Genomic DNA, 15,628 nt, shown 5'->3' with positions numbered 1-15,628 from the left:
TCAATATGCGTATCATTGTCCAAACTCAAGCTCATATCTTCCGCAATGATTGGGAGCTTGAATTTGATGGACTTGAGCCACTGACCGTTGGGCTGCCGTTCCTCATAGATCTGGACTTCGGATAGCAGCGATTCCATGAGCTGCCGCTTTTCCTGATCGTCCATGACGGAATAGAGCTTATCAAAGAAAATCAGCACCTTGTAGATGTTGTCGCCCGTCAGCTTTTCCGCCTCAATCGCCATCTTCTTGGCTCTGGCGGCAACGAGCTGGTTTTCTGTATCCTCGATCTTATCATACATCTTGTAAAGCCGGTCATCAAGGTCTGCTTTGCGTTTGATGTAGTGCTTATCGTCCGGGTCGAGGGAATCAATTTCATCCATCAGCCGCACTTTTACGGAATAACTCTGGCGAAGCTGCTTTTCATGCGCCGCGATCTCCTGCTCAATGGCAGAGGTATCCACCTTCATGCTGATCTTTTCCTGCATCATGGCGGCAAATTTCGGATTGCTTACCAGCTTTACAATGACCTCCGCAACGGCGCTGTCCAGCAGTTCTTCATTGATCTGTTTCTTGAAGTCGCATTTATGACCGCGCGTCATCGCACGGTGCTTACAGCCATAGTAATAAAAATCCTTGTATTTTGAGCCGTCCGCCTTATGTTTGATGCTTTTGTTTCCATACATTCCTACGCCGCAGACCGGGCATTTCACAATACCGGACAGCAGATGTATTTTTGTATCCTTGCCCCTGTTGACGTGTTCGTATTTCTCTGCTTGTGCCAGCAGCTTGACCTGCGCCTCGTGCCATAGTTCTTCGGAGACAATTCCCTCATGCAGTCCATCCACCAGCAGATAATCGTCCTGCTCCACCAGCCGGTAATCATTTCTTGTGCCATGCACCTTCTCCGTCCGTCGTCTGCCATAGGCGATTTTCCCGCAGTATACCGGATTTTTCAGAATCCTGCGGATCAGCGCCGCATCGAATAAGGGATTTTTTCCGTTTTGCCGCTGGATTTTGTAAATTCCGTGAGTTGCAAGGTATTTTGCAAGGCCGTTTGCACCGGTATCTGTATGCACATACTGGTCAAAAATCACGCGGATTGCCGCTGCTTCTTCCTCATTGATGAAAAGTTGTCCCTTTTCCAGCTTGTAGCCATATGGCGCAAAGCCGCCATTCCATTTACCCTCACGGGCTTTCTGGATTCTGCCCTCCATTGTCTGCACACGGATATTTTCACGCTCAATTTCAGCCACAGCAGAGAGAACGGAGATCATCAGCTTCCCGGCGTCCTTGGAGGAATCGATCCCATCCTCCACACAAATCAGATTGACACCGAAATCCTGCATGACCTGTAAGGTAGACAAGACATCTGCCGCATTTCTGCCGAAGCGCGAGAGTTTGAACACCAGCACATAGGACACGCCGTCTTTGCCGGACTTGATATCCTCCATCATGCGGTTAAACTCTACACGCCCTTCAATGGACTTGCCGGATTTTCCGGCATCCTCGTATTCGCCCACGATCTCATAGTCATTGAACTCGGCATAGGCTTTCATTCTGGATTTCTGTGCATCCAGAGAATATCCGTCAATCTGCATGGCGGTGGACACGCGCGTATAGATATAGACTTTTATCTTTTCTTTTTTCATCATGTCTTCTCCGCCTCAGCCTACTTTTTATCTGTTTTCTGCTCCAACAGCTTGATGGAATCCAGATAATCGCGCTCAACTTCACTGAGGGTACGGGCCTTGTATTTTCTGTACTCACCGGTTGCCTTGTCAATAGCCTGCTTATGGCTGACGCTTCCATTACCAATCAGCAGTTGCTCTCCGCTCATAGTCAAAATCCGATCAAGATGCTCTGACCAGTCCTGCATGGTCATTGCCTGCTCTCGCTCTGCCTGTCGTTCCGCAAAATCCAGATAGCCTGACACAAGCTGCCCCATAGCACGAAGCTCTTTCTCGTTCAGATAGTTCTTGGCAACTACCGCCTCTTTCAGCGTGGGCTGACTGCCCGCAAAGGTAGTCAAGCCCATAAACTCTTTCTCCGCATCGGCACGTGTGTAAATGACCTCCGCCGCTGTTTGTCCATGAATGGCATAATGAATCTTATTTTGGACTTTCTTGAAAAACTGAATGGAAATTTCCGCCTTAGGGTCATAGTCAATACTGGTTGCGTAGATTTCAAGCACCTGTCGATAAAACACCTTTTCGGAAGCGCGGATATCGCGGATACGCTCCAGCAGCTCCTTGAAGTATCCGCCGCCGCCCAGATTTTTCAGTCGCTCATCATCCAGAGCAAAGCCCTTTCGCATATACTCCTTCAAAATCCCCGTTGCCCAAATACGAAACTGCACGCCGCGCTGAGATTTCACACGGTAGCCGACAGAAATGATAACATCAAGATTATAATAATCGACATCATACACTTTTCCGTCGGCGGCAGTACGGGCAAATTTTGCCCATACTGCTTCCTTTTGAAGCTCTCCTTCTTTGAAAATATTTCGCACGTGCTTGCCAATCACACTTCTATCACGCTGAAACAGCTCTGCCATCTGATCAATGGAAAGCCAAACGGTATCTCCATCGAAGGCCGTTTCAATCTTTGTCAAGCCATCCTCTGTGGTATAAATCATCATTTCGGAATTGTTCTGCTCATTCTCCCAGCGATCCATTGTCACTTCACCTCGTTTTCTGCCATTGCAGGAGATTTTGCTCCTGCAATGGCGGTTTGGACACTTACTTCATGACAATTATATCATGCTGCTTTCACGGGTTCAATATCGTTTTCGTGAATATTCTTATCAGCACCATCTTTTTCAGGCACGGCTTCCTCTATGACGAGATCGGGCAGCGCATCAAGATTCAGAACCACGGCATACTTTTCAATCAAATTTGCCAGCAAAGCGGCGAAGCCGCTCCATTCATCTACCATAGGCAGTCTCCCTCTCTTTCTCCGTTCTGTGCGTATATGCCGCCAGCACTTCCTTCGGAATACGATCCAGTACGGCGACGGCATCCTCATAATCCCGATGCAGCTTGGCGTCAGCCAGCTTTTTCAAGGTGCTTCCCTGCGTGGCTTTGTCCAGCGACTGCTCCAACTGCTCCGTTTTCTTTTTCAGCTTTTTATTTTCGGCAGTCGTGACCGTGAACGCCGTATTGTACTTTTTCAGTGTCGTGTGCATCTGCTCCACAGCAGGAACATACTTGTCCAAAAAAGCGCCGATTTCTGCTGCTTTTCCTTTGGCATTGAACGCATTGACGCCTGAAAGCAATTCTTCCAGCTTGGCCTTCTGCTTGGTCAGGCGAGTCATTTCCTTGAATACCCGCGGTGGGATATGGTCGCGTCCGGTTTCACTGGCACTCTCGCCGCGCTCCAAATCGGGGTATATTTTGACCATATGCTCCCAAAACCTGTCCTGCCACTGTGTCAGCTTCTTCTTATTGCCTACGATTTCCTTGGCACAGAGCCTCCCGTCCTCTGTCAGTGGGACAAAAGAAAGGTGCATATGGGGCGTTTTCTCGTCCATATGCACCACGGCGGATATGATTGTTTCTGGCTTCTGGTTTTGCTTGATAAAGTCCAACGCCTCCTGAAAATAGGCTTTGATTTCGTCTTTCTTCTTGCCCTTGAAGAACTCCGGCGTTGCGGTCACAAGGGCTTCTACCACACGCACGCTGTCCGAGCGGGTACGGCAACCGGTCTCCTTGATCTGTCGCTCTGCCTCTGCCCGGTATTTTTGTTCCGGCGTAATCAGGTGAAAATTCAAGTGACTGCGGCTCTTGTCAATGTCTGGATTGCTGGCGTAATTCTCTTTTGTGCGCTCGTTGTGCGTCTCAATATCGGAAATCTCCGGTCCTTTGTACTTGGCAAAGCGGAGAATGGCAAACTGTGGCTTGCTCATTTATCTCTCCCTCCGTTTCTGCCATACGAGGTCATAACCCAGCACATCAGCCAGTTCCATGACTTCTTTGTAGCGGATGCTCTCCCTTTGCAGTTTGGCAGACAGGTTAGAAACGCTGTCGGACCAGCCATATTCGTCATGAAGAAGATCTACAACCTCCTGCATGGTAAAACCGGCACGGATAATCTGCGCCTTGATTTCGTTGCGTACACCCATATTCAAATTTCCTCCAAAATTCAGATAATGAAAAAGCGAAGCCAGCACGCCATTCGGCGCATCCGCTTCGCTATATCGTGAAAAATTCTATTGTCGTCAAATCCGCTCAGAATCGCCGTTATGATGTCCTGTTCACAGGTGACACCTATCGACTTTTCTGCTCCGTGTGGCTTTGCTCTAAACCGTGTGATCTCCCATGTGTCCGCGCATCTGCTTTGCTGTTCCGAGAAGCGCGATTCCGTAAAACCATTTCTGCCAACGGTCAAATTCTTTGCGGATTTCACTTGTCTTGATTCGCGCCCCCAAATATAGGCTCTGCCGGTCAGCATTCTTCCTATATAGCGGCGTTTGGGGTAAAACGCTGCGTACATACGTACACGGCACGGCGGTGAAATCATTCCCGCCATCCGTCCGGTACGTACGTACGCTCCGAAACATCGGAAAACCCGTTTATATTGGGTCTGGCAACCGCTTCAATCCCGAAGAAGCCCCAGACCCGCCGACCGGCGGCATTTGTGATTTTGTTGCAGTATTCCAGATTGTACTTGCTCTGGTTCGCAATCACGCTGTCGCTGAAGCTGCGGCGTTTCAGCGGCGTCAGGTTGTTTTCCTCGCACCACATCCGATAAATCTCATACAAATCCTTGGAACTGATGGTGCTGTCTGCTTTCAGCCGGATATAGCCCTCTGATTCCAGAAAATCAAAGACGTTGTTGTTGTCCCGTTTGACCGCCTCCCGGTTATCCCGTGTGCGCTGGCTTTCCGTGAACTTGAAGTTATTGGCAACAAGCCGCTGCAAGCCCTCAAACGCCCACAGGAAGATACCCTCGACCTCCGCTTTCAATTTTTCGGCAAGGTCAGGATCATCTACCCGTCCCGCAGGCTTTTCCTTGGTAGTCAGCACAAGCTGTCGGCGATAAAATCCGTCGCTTCGGTCATAGAGTGCTTGCAAATCGCCGTTAGAGAACGCCAGCAGCCGAGCGAACATCCACCCTTGATAGCTCTGCTTACCCTTGCGTTCCAGATCCATTTTGCCTTGGGCGGTCACGATGGACTTGACGTAATTGGTCTGCCGCAATGCTTCCATCCGCATATCATCATCGACACACAGCAGAATGTGTTCCAGATCGGCACGGGCAAACCGGTTTTCAGAAATCTTCCCGATACTGCCGTCTTTCATGTTGCTGCCGAGCAGTGCGCCCAGCACTGCGCCAATCTGCGACTTGCCCTCGCCGCCGTTTCCCTTAATCACCATCATTCGCTGCCCCTTATTGCTGGGAATCAGACAATAGCCGATGAACTCCTGCAAGGTGGGGATGTCCTCTGTATAGAGAAGCCCATCCAGAAAAGAAAGCCACCGGACGGGAGCCGGTGCGTCAGGGCGATATGCCACCGGCAGTCTGCTCCGCACGATATCAGGTCTGCCCTCGGTGAAGTTACCATCTAATGTCAATGTGCCGTTCGCCAGATGGATTCTATCTGCCTCCGGTGCAAAGTCCTCCACATGAGCCGACAGCTTCATCACTTCCAGAATGTTGGTGATCTTGCGGGGGATGTTGTTCACGGCGCAGCATTTCAGTTCCTCATAGATTTCGCCCCGGAGCGGCAGATCGTCGGTCACTCTGCCGTCCGGTGTAAAGAAAGCACCATCGGCAAAGATGATTTTCCGGCTGCTCAGAAACTCGTCGCAAAACAGCGCCTCATTGATATTTGTGCCATCAAACCAGATGGGCGCGTCTAAATTAGCCGATTTCCGTTTCGTCACGGGCATCCACCTCCTTTGCCGTCCGTTTCAGGCGTTCTTCCAGCCGGTCGATCATGCCGTCCTTTTGGAGCATATCCACGGTTTTCACACGAACCTCCAACTCCGCAAAGGTCAAAATATCTGCCAGATCCTCGATATAATCGAGCATCTGGCAGGCTTCCACAAAGCGGTCATCAAGAGTATCCTCCGGTGTTTCGGGTGCGCACTGCACCTTCCAGTTTTCCAGAAGGTGCAGATAATCGCACAATATCCGCTGACAATGCAGTTCCTCTTTCTGGAACGCCTTTGCCAGCGGGTATTCCGGTTTCCTCAGCGCTGCCGCAGCAGGGGGCTTGTCCGGGTCGATCCCAAAGTCATACGCCAGCTTTTTCGCTGCGTCATAGCTGCTCAGGTTGAACAGCTTTGCCACAAGGTCGATTACATCGCCGTGGGCTCCGCACCCGAAGCAGTAGATGTAATCCTCATTCAGCTTCATACTGGGTGTACGGTCGGCGTGGAAGGGGCAGCAGACCATGTTGCCACGGTTTACTTCCAATCCGTAGTATTCGGCAGCCTCTTTTACGGAAACTGCCATCTTGATTTGTGTAAATAAATCCATACCTGTTTCCTCCTGTAAAATAATTGAACTTCGCCGTTCTACCCGATGCCGTTCCTGCCCGAGTCCTTACCCCGGCGTTGCCTCTTCCTTGGTACGCGGAATGCGGTACTTCTCCGGAAGCATATCCTCATCGGACGATCATGAAATTTTCAAGGTGCTGCGTGGTTTACGTCTAAATTTTAGTAAGAAAACAGGCTCTTTCCCGTATATCCAAGAGGTAGGAAAAGCCGGATGAAAGTAGGATTTTTCCACGCTTTGAGACAAAAACGGAAAAGCATGATATAATACAGAAAAAGCTGCAAAGGAGGCTGGTGTATGCAGGTTAAGCTGACAATCGGGGAACGTTTGAAGGATTTACGAACAGCACAAAAGCTGACGTTGGAGCAGCTTGCCGCCGAGGTGGGTATTTCGAAATCCGCACTTGGCAAATACGAATCGGATAACGGCAAGGACATCAGCCCGTACAGCATTCTGTTGCTGGCTGACTATTACGGTGTTTCCTGCGACTATCTGATGGGGCGGACGGAAACAAAAAATCACCCAAACACAGCTCTGCATGAGCTGCATTTGAGTGATGCTTCGATTGATGTATTAAGAACAGGCAAGTTCAATCACCGGCTGCTGTCGGAGCTGATCTGCCACAAGGATTTCCAGCGCTTTATGCTGGATGCTGAGATTTACGTTGACCGGATCGCGGATATGCGAGTCAACGATATGAACGCCGTGCTGGAAGCCGTCCGGCAGATGGCGTTGATAAAAAATGGCGGCGAGGAAAATGACCTGCATCTGCGGACGTTAGAAGTGGCGCAGATTCGGGAAGATGAATATTTCGGAAGCCTGATTGCAGATGACCTGAAAGGCATCCTCCATGACATTCGGAGTGAACACCGCCCCGACACCATGACCGCGGATGAAGTCTCCTTTGCAGAAAATATACAGAACCAATTACGGGATGCAATGAACTTTGAGGGCAGTTCCGAGGAAAGGCAAATTCGGTCATTCCTTGCTACGTTCGGCATTGATTATGACAAACTCTCGAAAGAGCAGTTCGTCTCACTGATTGAAATACTCAAACTGTCCAAGTACCTGAAAAGCCCCATCAGCCAGCGCGGGAAAACGTCCATGACCCACGGCAAGGGGAAACGGAAGAAGCGCTGAAACAAAGGCGGCGCTGCGGCGGGACGGAGGCTTTTATATACCTCTGCTTCCTTTTCCGGACAGTCGGATTTTGCTTCTCAAAAATCCTGCGTTTGTGCTGTAGCTCACATCACAAAATCCGCCTGTCCTACTGCCGCGAAAAAGCGTTTGCCGCCACCCTCTGCCGCACCGCAGAGTACACCGTCAACCCCTTTCCCGCGTCAGACGGAAGCAAAGGTATAACACACTAGACTTTCCTACGGAAAATCGTGTGCCAACAGGGATGCTTCGCGCCCCTATTGGAAACCCAGCGTCAAAGGGATGCTCCCTTTGAAATCCCTCATTTTCCTCGCAGGTGCATATACAAACTGCAAAAATGCAGCTTGGAACACCTGCTCAGAAAACGCAAAAACGCTACAGATTTCATCCAACAATCTGATGAAACCTGTAGCGTTTTATTATAACGCACTCATAAGTATTCTGAGAGAATTCGTGCGTTACGTGATCGCATCCGCGCTGCAATTCTCAAGATGCGCATCTGTGTTGTGGCAATAATTTTTACAGCTGGGCATCTGTCGGTCGCCTTAAGCGATCATACACAACGCCGATTAGAAGATCTCGAACTGTATCACCGAATTTTGCATCGTCCAGAACTCTTTCGCAGAACTGTTGATTCTGTGCCATACGTCCAATGACAACATCCATAAAAGCGTCGTTAAACGGGAAACGGAAATGCTCTTGAGAATTGTTGCGCGCTTGGATACGCAATTCTTCGTTGGCATCCATGTCAGAAACAATCTGCTCCAGAACCTTATCAATGTTGGTGAACTCAGTACCGAACTTCTCATTAATCTTATCGATCAACTCAGATAGCGGTGCCTTTTCTTCTTCCAGCTTTGGTTTGCCGGGATGAATTTTATTGGGCAGAGGATCGCTCTGCTCCAATGCTATGGAACCTTCGAAAATTTTCTGAACTCGATAATATTGCAATGCAACTTCATCGTCCAGAAACACCTGTCCACCACCCTCACGCTTCGGCAGCTTATTTTGCAGGAACTTGGCATAGGCGTGGAATTTATGGAGGCCTGCATCATCCAGCCGGATAATATTTGTTAGGAATGTATAGGCACGGACAAACTTAGTCAGTGTAGATTTGAATTCTTCCTGCTCGTTTTCATCCAATCCTTTATATCGATCCACAGCAGGGTCGAGGAAGCTATTGAGGATGCCAAAGTCCATATTGCCCTGTTTTTTGCCGGGCTTGAAAAATACCTTTGCAAAAGATTCAATCTCACTTGCCCAGTAGACTCGGAATTCGTCCAGTTTGGATTTTAGTTCATACACAATATTTGCGTCAGTGGTTTCTTCGATGGTAGTTTCCTCGTAATACGGGGCAAATGCCGCACGGATATCTTCTGCTGAATTTACAAAGTCCAGCACAAAAGTATCTTCTTTACCAAAGCAGGTTCGATTCAGGCGTGAAAGGGTCTGTACAGCCTTTACGCCGCTGAGCTTTTTATCCACAAACATGGTATGCAGCAGCGGCTCATCAAAGCCGGTCTGGTATTTTTCTGCTACCAACAGCACCTGGTATTCACCGCCGTGGAACTTCTCTGGCAATTCACTTTCCTTAATACCATTTAGACTGACTTCGGTGTATTCCTCGCCGCCGTCACGCACAGTACCAGAGAAAGCGATCAGGATTCCAAGCTCGTTTTCATAGCCCATCTTCTTGATATACCGCTGGAACTCCTGATAGTAGCGAACGGCGTGCAAACGGGAACCAGTGACAACCATGGCCTTAGCCTTGCCGCCAATCTTGTTCTTGGTGACGGTACGGAAATGCTCTACAATGATCTGCGTTTTTTGTGCTAAATTATGCGGATGCAGGCTCAGGAATTTGCCCAGAGCCTTGTTTGCCTTACTCTTTTCATAGCGAGGATCATCCGCAATCTTCTTGCCTATCTTAAAGTAGGTGTCATAGGTTACATAGTTTTTCAAGACATCTAGGATAAAACCCTCCTGAATTGCTTGCTTCATAGAGTAGATATGGAACGCCCGAGGAATTCCGTTTGCATCAGGCGTACCGAACATTTCCAGAGTCTTTGCCTTGGGTGTTGCGGTAAATGCAAAGAAAGACAAATTTGTCAAACGGCCGTGAGTGGCCATTTCCTTGGTGATCTCATCCTCGCTATCAGACTGTTTATGCTCCTCTTTGGCTTCTTCGTCGGCAACCTTCTGAAGCTGTTCTTCTTCGGTCAGCCCTTCTGTATCGCCCAGAATTGCTTTCATCTTTTTGCTGGCTTCGCCGGTCTGTGAAGAATGCGCCTCATCAACGATGATGGCAAACCGTTTTCCACTCAGATCGTCCACTTTTTCAAGAATGAATGGAAACTTCTGAAGTGTGGTGATGATAATCTTCTTGCCTGTGTTCAGAGCGTCCGCCAGCTGAGAGGCATTATTGTCAATCTTAACTACAACGCCTTCCACGTGTTCAAACTGATAGATTGTATCCTGTAGCTGCTTGTCCAGCACCAGACGGTCAGTAATCACGATAATGCTGTTGAATATTACTTTATCATTTTTATCGTGCAGATTGGACAGGTGGTGTGCCAGCCAGGAGATGGAATTGGATTTACCGCTGCCTGCGCTGTGCTGAATCAAGTAGTTACGTCCGGTGCCATGCTCGTATACATCGGCAACCAATTTGCGAACAACATCCAACTGATGATAGCGTGGGAAGATCATTACGGACTTCTTGGGATTCTTTTTGTCCTCCTGAAGATGGATAAATCGCTGAACGATATCCAGCAAGCTGTCCTTCTGCAACACTTCGTCCCACAAATAGGAAGTGCGGTATGTTCCACTGCCGACAGGATTTCCCTTGCCACCAGTATTGCCTTTGTTGAATGGCAGAAAGTATGTATTGATACCGTCCAGCTTGGTGGTCATCCATACTTCGTCGGTATCTACAGCAAAGTGAACCAGGCACCGGGATTTGAAAGAAAGTAGCAGCTCTCGAGGATCACGATCTTTCATGTACTGATGCTTTGCATTTTCGACGGTCTGACCGGTCGCCAGATTTTTCAATTCCAAAGTTGCCACTGGCAAGCCGTTGATAAATAATACGACATCAATAGAGTTTTCGTTTTTCAGACTGTAATGTACCTGCCGGGTAATGGAGAGAATATTTTTCTCATAAAGTGCCTGACTGGTCTGATTCATACCGCTGGCAGGTTTAAAGAAACACATGGAGAGCTTCGCCGGAGCATCCACGATGCCGTGGCGAAAAACGTACAGCATACCATGGGTATCCAAATCCCGGTACAGCTTTTTTAGAAAGCCGGTTTCTACGTCATCACCATGCTTCTTGCATAGTTTGGCCCATTCCGCCGGCTGGCTCTCTTGGAGAAAACGGAACAGCAGCTTCGTATCAATGGCAAACTCCCGATTATAGTCACGAGGATTGCCCTTGATGTATCCGCCGTGGTCAAGCAGGCTGTACTCGATTTCTCGCTCGAATGTAATTTCCTTGGTTTCGATTGCCATTACTGACCACCCCCTTATTTTTTGTTCTTAATGTTTTCTCCAACCTTTTTAATTTCGCCGGTCATTTTTTCTTGCTGTTTTTCGATTGCTTCAAGTGTCTTGCCTATCTTTTCTAAATAGCGAGAATCTGACTCATTAAGCTTGATAGCATTTTTCTGGATTGTAATATCCACATCAAACTCGGACGAAGTTTTCCCCATTGTTAGAACGACGGGAATTGTCGTTGTATCTCCAGTCACTTTTATTCTTTCAGCAAATGCAATTTTTTGATCTGATGCGTGGATGAAATAGGCAACTGGAATCAAATAATCTTCACCGGGTTTCAGGAAAGGAATTGTGCCAAAATCCACATCCTGAATTTTTACATTGATATTCTGCGCTACAGCATTACCGTAGTTATACACTTCGACATATAGGTTGCTATTACCGCTTGCAGCAGGTTTTTCAATGCTTTTGCAAAAAAGTTTTGTAGACTGTTTGGTTTGAAAAAAGTATGTTTTTGCTGTAAAAATCACAAGACCAATAGTCAAAATAATGAAAGCAACATAATAAATGAGCTCCCACTGTTCTGTACAAAGCAACAAAAAGTAATAATTGCTCATTCTACTGCCACCTTTCCGGTTACCACCTCGGAGATAATGCTCTGCCGGTATTCCTTTAGTTTTTCAATCTGCTCGGTAACATCAGCAATGATGCTGTCAATTCGTGCGGTTTCTCTATTCAAATATTCAGCAATCTCTTTTTGCTCCTCCATCGGGATCAAGGGGAGAGGAACCTGCACAAAGTTCGAAAATCTCAAATCTTGACCATCACGGATAAAGTTTGCCGTGCGCTGCAATGCCTGAATATATCGTGGAGACTTAAACAACCACTTGAAATACTCTGGTTCTACACCCGCTTTATGCTTCAGAACGATGTAATGCCATGTGATGCACCCTGGAATATAGCTGATCTCCAGCCCGCCTTGAAAGCTACGCATACTGATTATGAAATCGTTGGGCTCAACGTGCTTCCAGTTTTCAAGCCCTTTATCGGCCAAAACAATTTTGTAGTTCTGCCGCTCCATGTAATCATCTTGGGAGATAATGCCGTACTTTTGGCTGGCGGTCAGTTGGGCATCCGTTTCATGGCGGATTTCTTTGCTCTGTGCAAACAATGCCTTTGCCGGAACAATTCTCCAATTTTCGGGGACTTCGCCCAGCCATTCAACACTACTTTCGTACATTTTAGCCGTAGTTTTTATACCTCTTGTGACCGCATTGTTTATAGTGGTTGTCCGCTTTTCTTGCAGTAGCGTAACAAGAGATTCCTTTTGTGTGAGTAGTGCGTTGATGGCAGCTACTTTTTTATCGAGATGCTTTGAAATTTTCTTTTGAACACTTAACGGTGGAAGCGGTATCTTTATTCGGTTCATCGCCGATTGCGTCAATTTGTTAAGAATAGCCCCATTTATATATTCTTTATAATCAACGGCATTAAGCACATAAACAATATACTTTGGGTCAGCATTCTCCTTTATTCGCAGTACATGGATGTGATTGTTTGCCCATATGGGTTCAGTAATATGAAAAGCCACGGGACGTGTATGATCAAAAAAAGGGGCACCATCCTCACCTAAGAGAACAAGCTCTTCGTCAAACAATGCCTTGTCAACGTAATCAACAATGTTGCCTGCTCCCCAATACGGGATATTTCCTTGCATATCGGCACGCAAACTAAGCTCAACAGGAACTCTTTTTCCGTCAAGACATTCAATAACGTAGCGCAGCTGTGAAAGATTCCAGGTAGTAGGAATCTCTCCGATCCATGGAACGCTGCTATTTTTATAATCTGAATATTTCTTCATTCCGCAAATACCTCTGCCAAGCTCGCCTGAATACGAGCCTCCAAAGCCTTAATATCCTCCATAATCACAGAGCTGTCACGCAACGGAGTAAATTTATAGAAATAACGGGTAAACGGAATTTCATATCCAATCTTGGTCTTGCTCTCGTCGATCCAGGCATCGGGAACGAACGGCAGCACCTCTCGGCGGAAATATTCGTGGATGTCTTCCTTCAGCGGCACTATCTCGTAGTCACGGAGGGAGGCATCCGCTTTTTTGCTGTCCTTACGGTCAGTTACTGGTGTCCCATCCTCATTCAGCAAAGGTCGCTCCACAACAATTTTCCGATAGCCAAAATCATCATTGTCCAAATCCATGTAATTTTCGTCCGGTTCATAGGTGCTGTACAGACGAACAATTTCTGCTCGGTTTTCCGAGCTGACCATATTTCGCTTATTACCCAGTCCTTTACGCATCTTCTCATAGAAACCGGCACCGTTGATCAGACGTACCTTGCCCTTTCTGCGATTCTCTTTTCGGTTGGTTAGAATCCAAATGTATGTGGTAATTCCGGTGTTATAGAACAACTGGTCCGGCAGGCCAATAATGGCCTCCAGCAGATCGTTTTCGATGATCCATCGACGGATCTCGCTTTCACCACTGCCAGCATCGCCGGAAAACATGGGAGACCCATTAAAGACGATCCCGATGCGGCTGCCGCCATTCTCCGGAGCATTCATTTTGGAGATCAGATGCTGTAGGAACAAGAAAGAGCCATCAGAAATACGGGGCAAACCAGCGCCAAAACGGCCACTATAGCCTTTGTTTTTAGCTTCGTCCTTGATAAATTTTTCAACTTTCTTCCATTCCACGCCAAAGGGCGGATTGCTCAGCATATAGTCGAAGGTCTGTCCCTGAAAACCATCTTCATTAAAGCTGTTGCCCAGAACAATTCGGCTATTGGTGTTTCCCTTAAGGATCATGTCAGAGCAACAGGTGGCATATGTTTCGGGATTCAATTCTTGACCAAAGGGGATCACTCTGGTAGTGGCGTTCAATGCCTGCATCTTATTCTGAGCCACAGAGAGCATACCGCCCGTACCGCAGGCAGGATCAAGAATGGTGATAACCTTGCCATCGGTGGTGGCAATTTCGTCCATATCAGGATCAAGCAGTACTTCCACCATCAGCTCAATAACCTCACGGGGTGTAAAGTGCTCACCGGCGGTCTCGTTCGATTGTTCAGAGAATCGGCGGATCAGTTCTTCAAACATATAGCCCATTTCCAGGTTATCAATCTGGGTATCGCTCATATCGATCTCGGAAAACCGCTGTACGACCAAGTACAGCAGGTTTGCACGGGAGAGCTTGTCGATTACACTGAAGATTTCAAAGTTATCCATGATCTCACGGACATCCTCGGAGAAACCATTTATATAATCACGCAGGTTCGCTTCGATGGCATTGCTGTCATCCATCAGCTTTTCAAAATCGAACTGGCTGATGTTGTAGTAGTCGTGACCGGTCATACGCTTGAAAATGGGTCGTTTGTTGCTGACAGTCAGCGTTTTGTTTGCTTCCAGGATCTTTGCTTTAGAAGGGGCCAGCACACAGTCAAAACGGCGCAGGACAGTAAATGGCAGAATCACCTTGCCGTATTCGCTTTGCTTAAAATCACCACGGAGCAGGTCCGCGATACTCCATATGAAATTTGCTTGTTCGTTAATGTTCATCAGATATCTGCTCCTTCTTCTCTGAGCCGTAAATATCGCTCGTATGAGATAACAACGTTTTGCGGCTTGTTTTGCTTGTTGACGATCAGAACCTTATCCCGTTCTTTCACTTCCTTAAAAATGCGTGATGCCTGACCTTTCTGAAAACTTGTAATCGCTTCATAATCAGGATTCACATTGGAAGATGCCCTCCTTTTTGCCACAAAACCACCTCTTTTCGACGAAATCTGTCATCGTCATTATAGCACGAAATCATTACTTTTAGCAAGTTAAAAATCTATATAAAAGTAATGACTTTTTGTAATTGATAGAGAGCGCTTAAAATTACTTCCGACTATGTTTCTCCATTTCAATCGGTCGTGTGACTGTACAATATCGGAACCGGATCAGAGCAAAGCAAAAAGCCATCAGCGCTGACACCTTGCAGTGCCAATGCTGATGGCTTTTTGCTAATCTATGAACTTAGGTGGTTTACCTAGCTTCCAAGACACTTTTCAGATTTGATTTCAATTGAAATTATGCTATCGTCAGTAAATTTCAGTTTAGAGCAGACAGTATAAACTAGCAGAAAATCAATTGTTCTATGTGTGTTACCTTAAATCATCCCAAAGTGACGTAATGCCTCCGTGATCGCTTTTTCCTTCTCCGGCGGGCATTGGGGCTGCTTGGCGTTTTCGGATTTCGGCTTATTGTAGTTCTCACGCTCAATGATGCCGTGTTTTTGCTTTACCTGAGCAATATAGAGACTGCTGACTTTCAAGCCGCTGTGTTCCAGAACATACGCCTTGATTTCCTCGTAGGTTGCTTTACTCTCTGCCGAAGTCAAATCCATCTCGTCCATAGTCACTTCGATCTCGATATGTTCCTTGCTTTGAAGTTTGGACAATAAACATACCGTCTC

13 protein-coding genes and 1 pseudogene are annotated in these 15,628 nt (G+C 47.3%); 1 reads left to right on the top strand and 13 read right to left on the bottom strand.

Translation table 11 applies throughout. The features are described from left to right. From DWV16_RS17865 to DWV16_RS17835, 7 genes are all read right to left on the bottom strand, one after another. The coding region (locus DWV16_RS17865; protein WP_147349494.1) for a recombinase family protein at positions 1-1,649 on the bottom strand (1,649 nt) is incomplete at its 3' end. A 20-nt stretch (positions 1,650-1,669) separates the two neighbouring features. Continuing rightward, positions 1,670-2,674 (bottom strand): virulence RhuM family protein, encoded by a 1,005-nt coding sequence (gene rhuM / locus DWV16_RS17860; RefSeq protein WP_118480783.1) that lies wholly within the window; start codon positions 2,672-2,674, stop codon positions 1,670-1,672. 83 nt (positions 2,675-2,757) lie between these two features. Continuing rightward, positions 2,758-2,934 (bottom strand): hypothetical protein, encoded by a 177-nt coding sequence (locus DWV16_RS19200; protein ID WP_158572972.1) that lies wholly within the window; start codon positions 2,932-2,934, stop codon positions 2,758-2,760. Beyond that, positions 2,924-3,904 (bottom strand): MobV family relaxase, encoded by a 981-nt coding sequence (mobV, locus tag DWV16_RS17855; RefSeq protein WP_118480781.1) that lies wholly within the window; start codon positions 3,902-3,904, stop codon positions 2,924-2,926. Before mobV ends, DWV16_RS19200 begins: the two co-directional genes overlap by 11 nt. Beyond that, positions 3,905-4,120 (bottom strand): LLM class flavin-dependent oxidoreductase, encoded by a 216-nt coding sequence (locus DWV16_RS17850; RefSeq protein WP_118480779.1) that lies wholly within the window; start codon positions 4,118-4,120, stop codon positions 3,905-3,907. It lies immediately after the preceding gene. Between the two features lie 394 nt (positions 4,121-4,514). Then, entirely contained in the window at positions 4,515-5,891 is a 1,377-nt protein-coding gene (locus tag DWV16_RS17840) for a phage/plasmid primase, P4 family (RefSeq protein WP_118480776.1), read from the bottom strand. After that, positions 5,863-6,483 (bottom strand): CHC2 zinc finger domain-containing protein, encoded by a 621-nt coding sequence (locus DWV16_RS17835; protein ID WP_118480774.1) that lies wholly within the window; start codon positions 6,481-6,483, stop codon positions 5,863-5,865. The genes DWV16_RS17840 and DWV16_RS17835 overlap by 29 nt, the downstream gene beginning before the upstream one ends. A gap of 315 nt (positions 6,484-6,798) precedes the next feature. Here DWV16_RS17835 and DWV16_RS17830 point away from each other — a divergent pair, with 315 nt between their 5' ends. After that, positions 6,799-7,641, top strand: coding sequence for a helix-turn-helix domain-containing protein (locus tag DWV16_RS17830; RefSeq protein WP_118480772.1), 843 nt, complete (start codon positions 6,799-6,801; stop codon positions 7,639-7,641). A gap of 537 nt (positions 7,642-8,178) precedes the next feature. On the opposite strand, the gene DWV16_RS17825 is transcribed toward DWV16_RS17830, so the two are convergent. The 6 genes and pseudogenes from DWV16_RS17825 to DWV16_RS17800 form a co-directional block, all read right to left on the bottom strand. Then, a complete protein-coding gene (locus DWV16_RS17825) occupies positions 8,179-11,169 on the bottom strand; it encodes a type I restriction endonuclease subunit R (RefSeq protein ID WP_118480770.1) in 2,991 nt (996 codons plus the stop codon). 14 nt (positions 11,170-11,183) lie between these two features. Next, on the bottom strand, positions 11,184-11,771 hold the full coding sequence (locus DWV16_RS17820) for a hypothetical protein (RefSeq protein WP_118480768.1): 588 nt from the start codon (positions 11,769-11,771) through the stop codon (positions 11,184-11,186). Continuing rightward, positions 11,768-13,015, bottom strand: a complete 1,248-nt coding sequence (locus tag DWV16_RS17815) for a restriction endonuclease subunit S (RefSeq protein WP_118480766.1) — start codon at positions 13,013-13,015, stop codon at positions 11,768-11,770. Before DWV16_RS17815 ends, DWV16_RS17820 begins: the two co-directional genes overlap by 4 nt. Further along, positions 13,012-14,727, bottom strand: coding sequence for a class I SAM-dependent DNA methyltransferase (locus DWV16_RS17810; protein WP_118480764.1), 1,716 nt, complete (start codon positions 14,725-14,727; stop codon positions 13,012-13,014). The genes DWV16_RS17815 and DWV16_RS17810 overlap by 4 nt, the downstream gene beginning before the upstream one ends. Then, the gene (locus DWV16_RS17805) at positions 14,727-14,903 is read right to left on the bottom strand and encodes a type II toxin-antitoxin system prevent-host-death family antitoxin (RefSeq protein WP_118480762.1); all 177 of its coding nucleotides are present in this window, start codon (positions 14,901-14,903) and stop codon (positions 14,727-14,729) included. Before DWV16_RS17805 ends, DWV16_RS17810 begins: the two co-directional genes overlap by 1 nt. Positions 14,904-15,322: 419 nt before the next feature. Continuing rightward, positions 15,323-15,628, bottom strand: a pseudogene (locus DWV16_RS17800) (23S rRNA (uracil(1939)-C(5))-methyltransferase RlmD); the annotation flags it as partial.

Source organism: Anaerotruncus sp. AF02-27, assembly GCF_003465835.1.
Taxonomy (GTDB): domain Bacteria; phylum Bacillota; class Clostridia; order Oscillospirales; family Ruminococcaceae; genus Anaerotruncus; species Anaerotruncus rubiinfantis.
Note: the sequence above shows the minus strand (reverse complement) of the source record. Positions and strands in the feature narration are given on the sequence as shown.

Bases quoted from the DNA above. Each gene is read 5' to 3' on its own strand.
- DWV16_RS17835 (WP_118480774.1), bottom strand. From the start codon at position 6,483: ATGGATTTATTTACACAAATCAAGATGGCAGTTTCCGTAAAAGAGGCT.
- DWV16_RS19200 (WP_158572972.1), bottom strand. From the start codon at position 2,934: ATGGTAGATGAATGGAGCGGCTTCGCCGCTTTGCTGGCAAATTTGATT.
- mobV (WP_118480781.1), bottom strand. From the start codon at position 3,904: ATGAGCAAGCCACAGTTTGCCATTCTCCGCTTTGCCAAGTACAAAGGA.
- DWV16_RS17810 (WP_118480764.1), bottom strand. From the start codon at position 14,727: ATGAACATTAACGAACAAGCAAATTTCATATGGAGTATCGCGGACCTG.
- DWV16_RS17820 (WP_118480768.1), bottom strand. From the start codon at position 11,771: ATGAGCAATTATTACTTTTTGTTGCTTTGTACAGAACAGTGGGAGCTC.
- DWV16_RS17850 (WP_118480779.1), bottom strand. From the start codon at position 4,120: ATGGGTGTACGCAACGAAATCAAGGCGCAGATTATCCGTGCCGGTTTT.
- DWV16_RS17830 (WP_118480772.1), top strand. From the start codon at position 6,799: ATGCAGGTTAAGCTGACAATCGGGGAACGTTTGAAGGATTTACGAACA.
- DWV16_RS17825 (WP_118480770.1), bottom strand. From the start codon at position 11,169: ATGGCAATCGAAACCAAGGAAATTACATTCGAGCGAGAAATCGAGTAC.
- rhuM (WP_118480783.1), bottom strand. From the start codon at position 2,674: ATGGATCGCTGGGAGAATGAGCAGAACAATTCCGAAATGATGATTTAT.
- DWV16_RS17815 (WP_118480766.1), bottom strand. From the start codon at position 13,015: ATGAAGAAATATTCAGATTATAAAAATAGCAGCGTTCCATGGATCGGA.
- DWV16_RS17840 (WP_118480776.1), bottom strand. From the start codon at position 5,891: ATGCCCGTGACGAAACGGAAATCGGCTAATTTAGACGCGCCCATCTGG.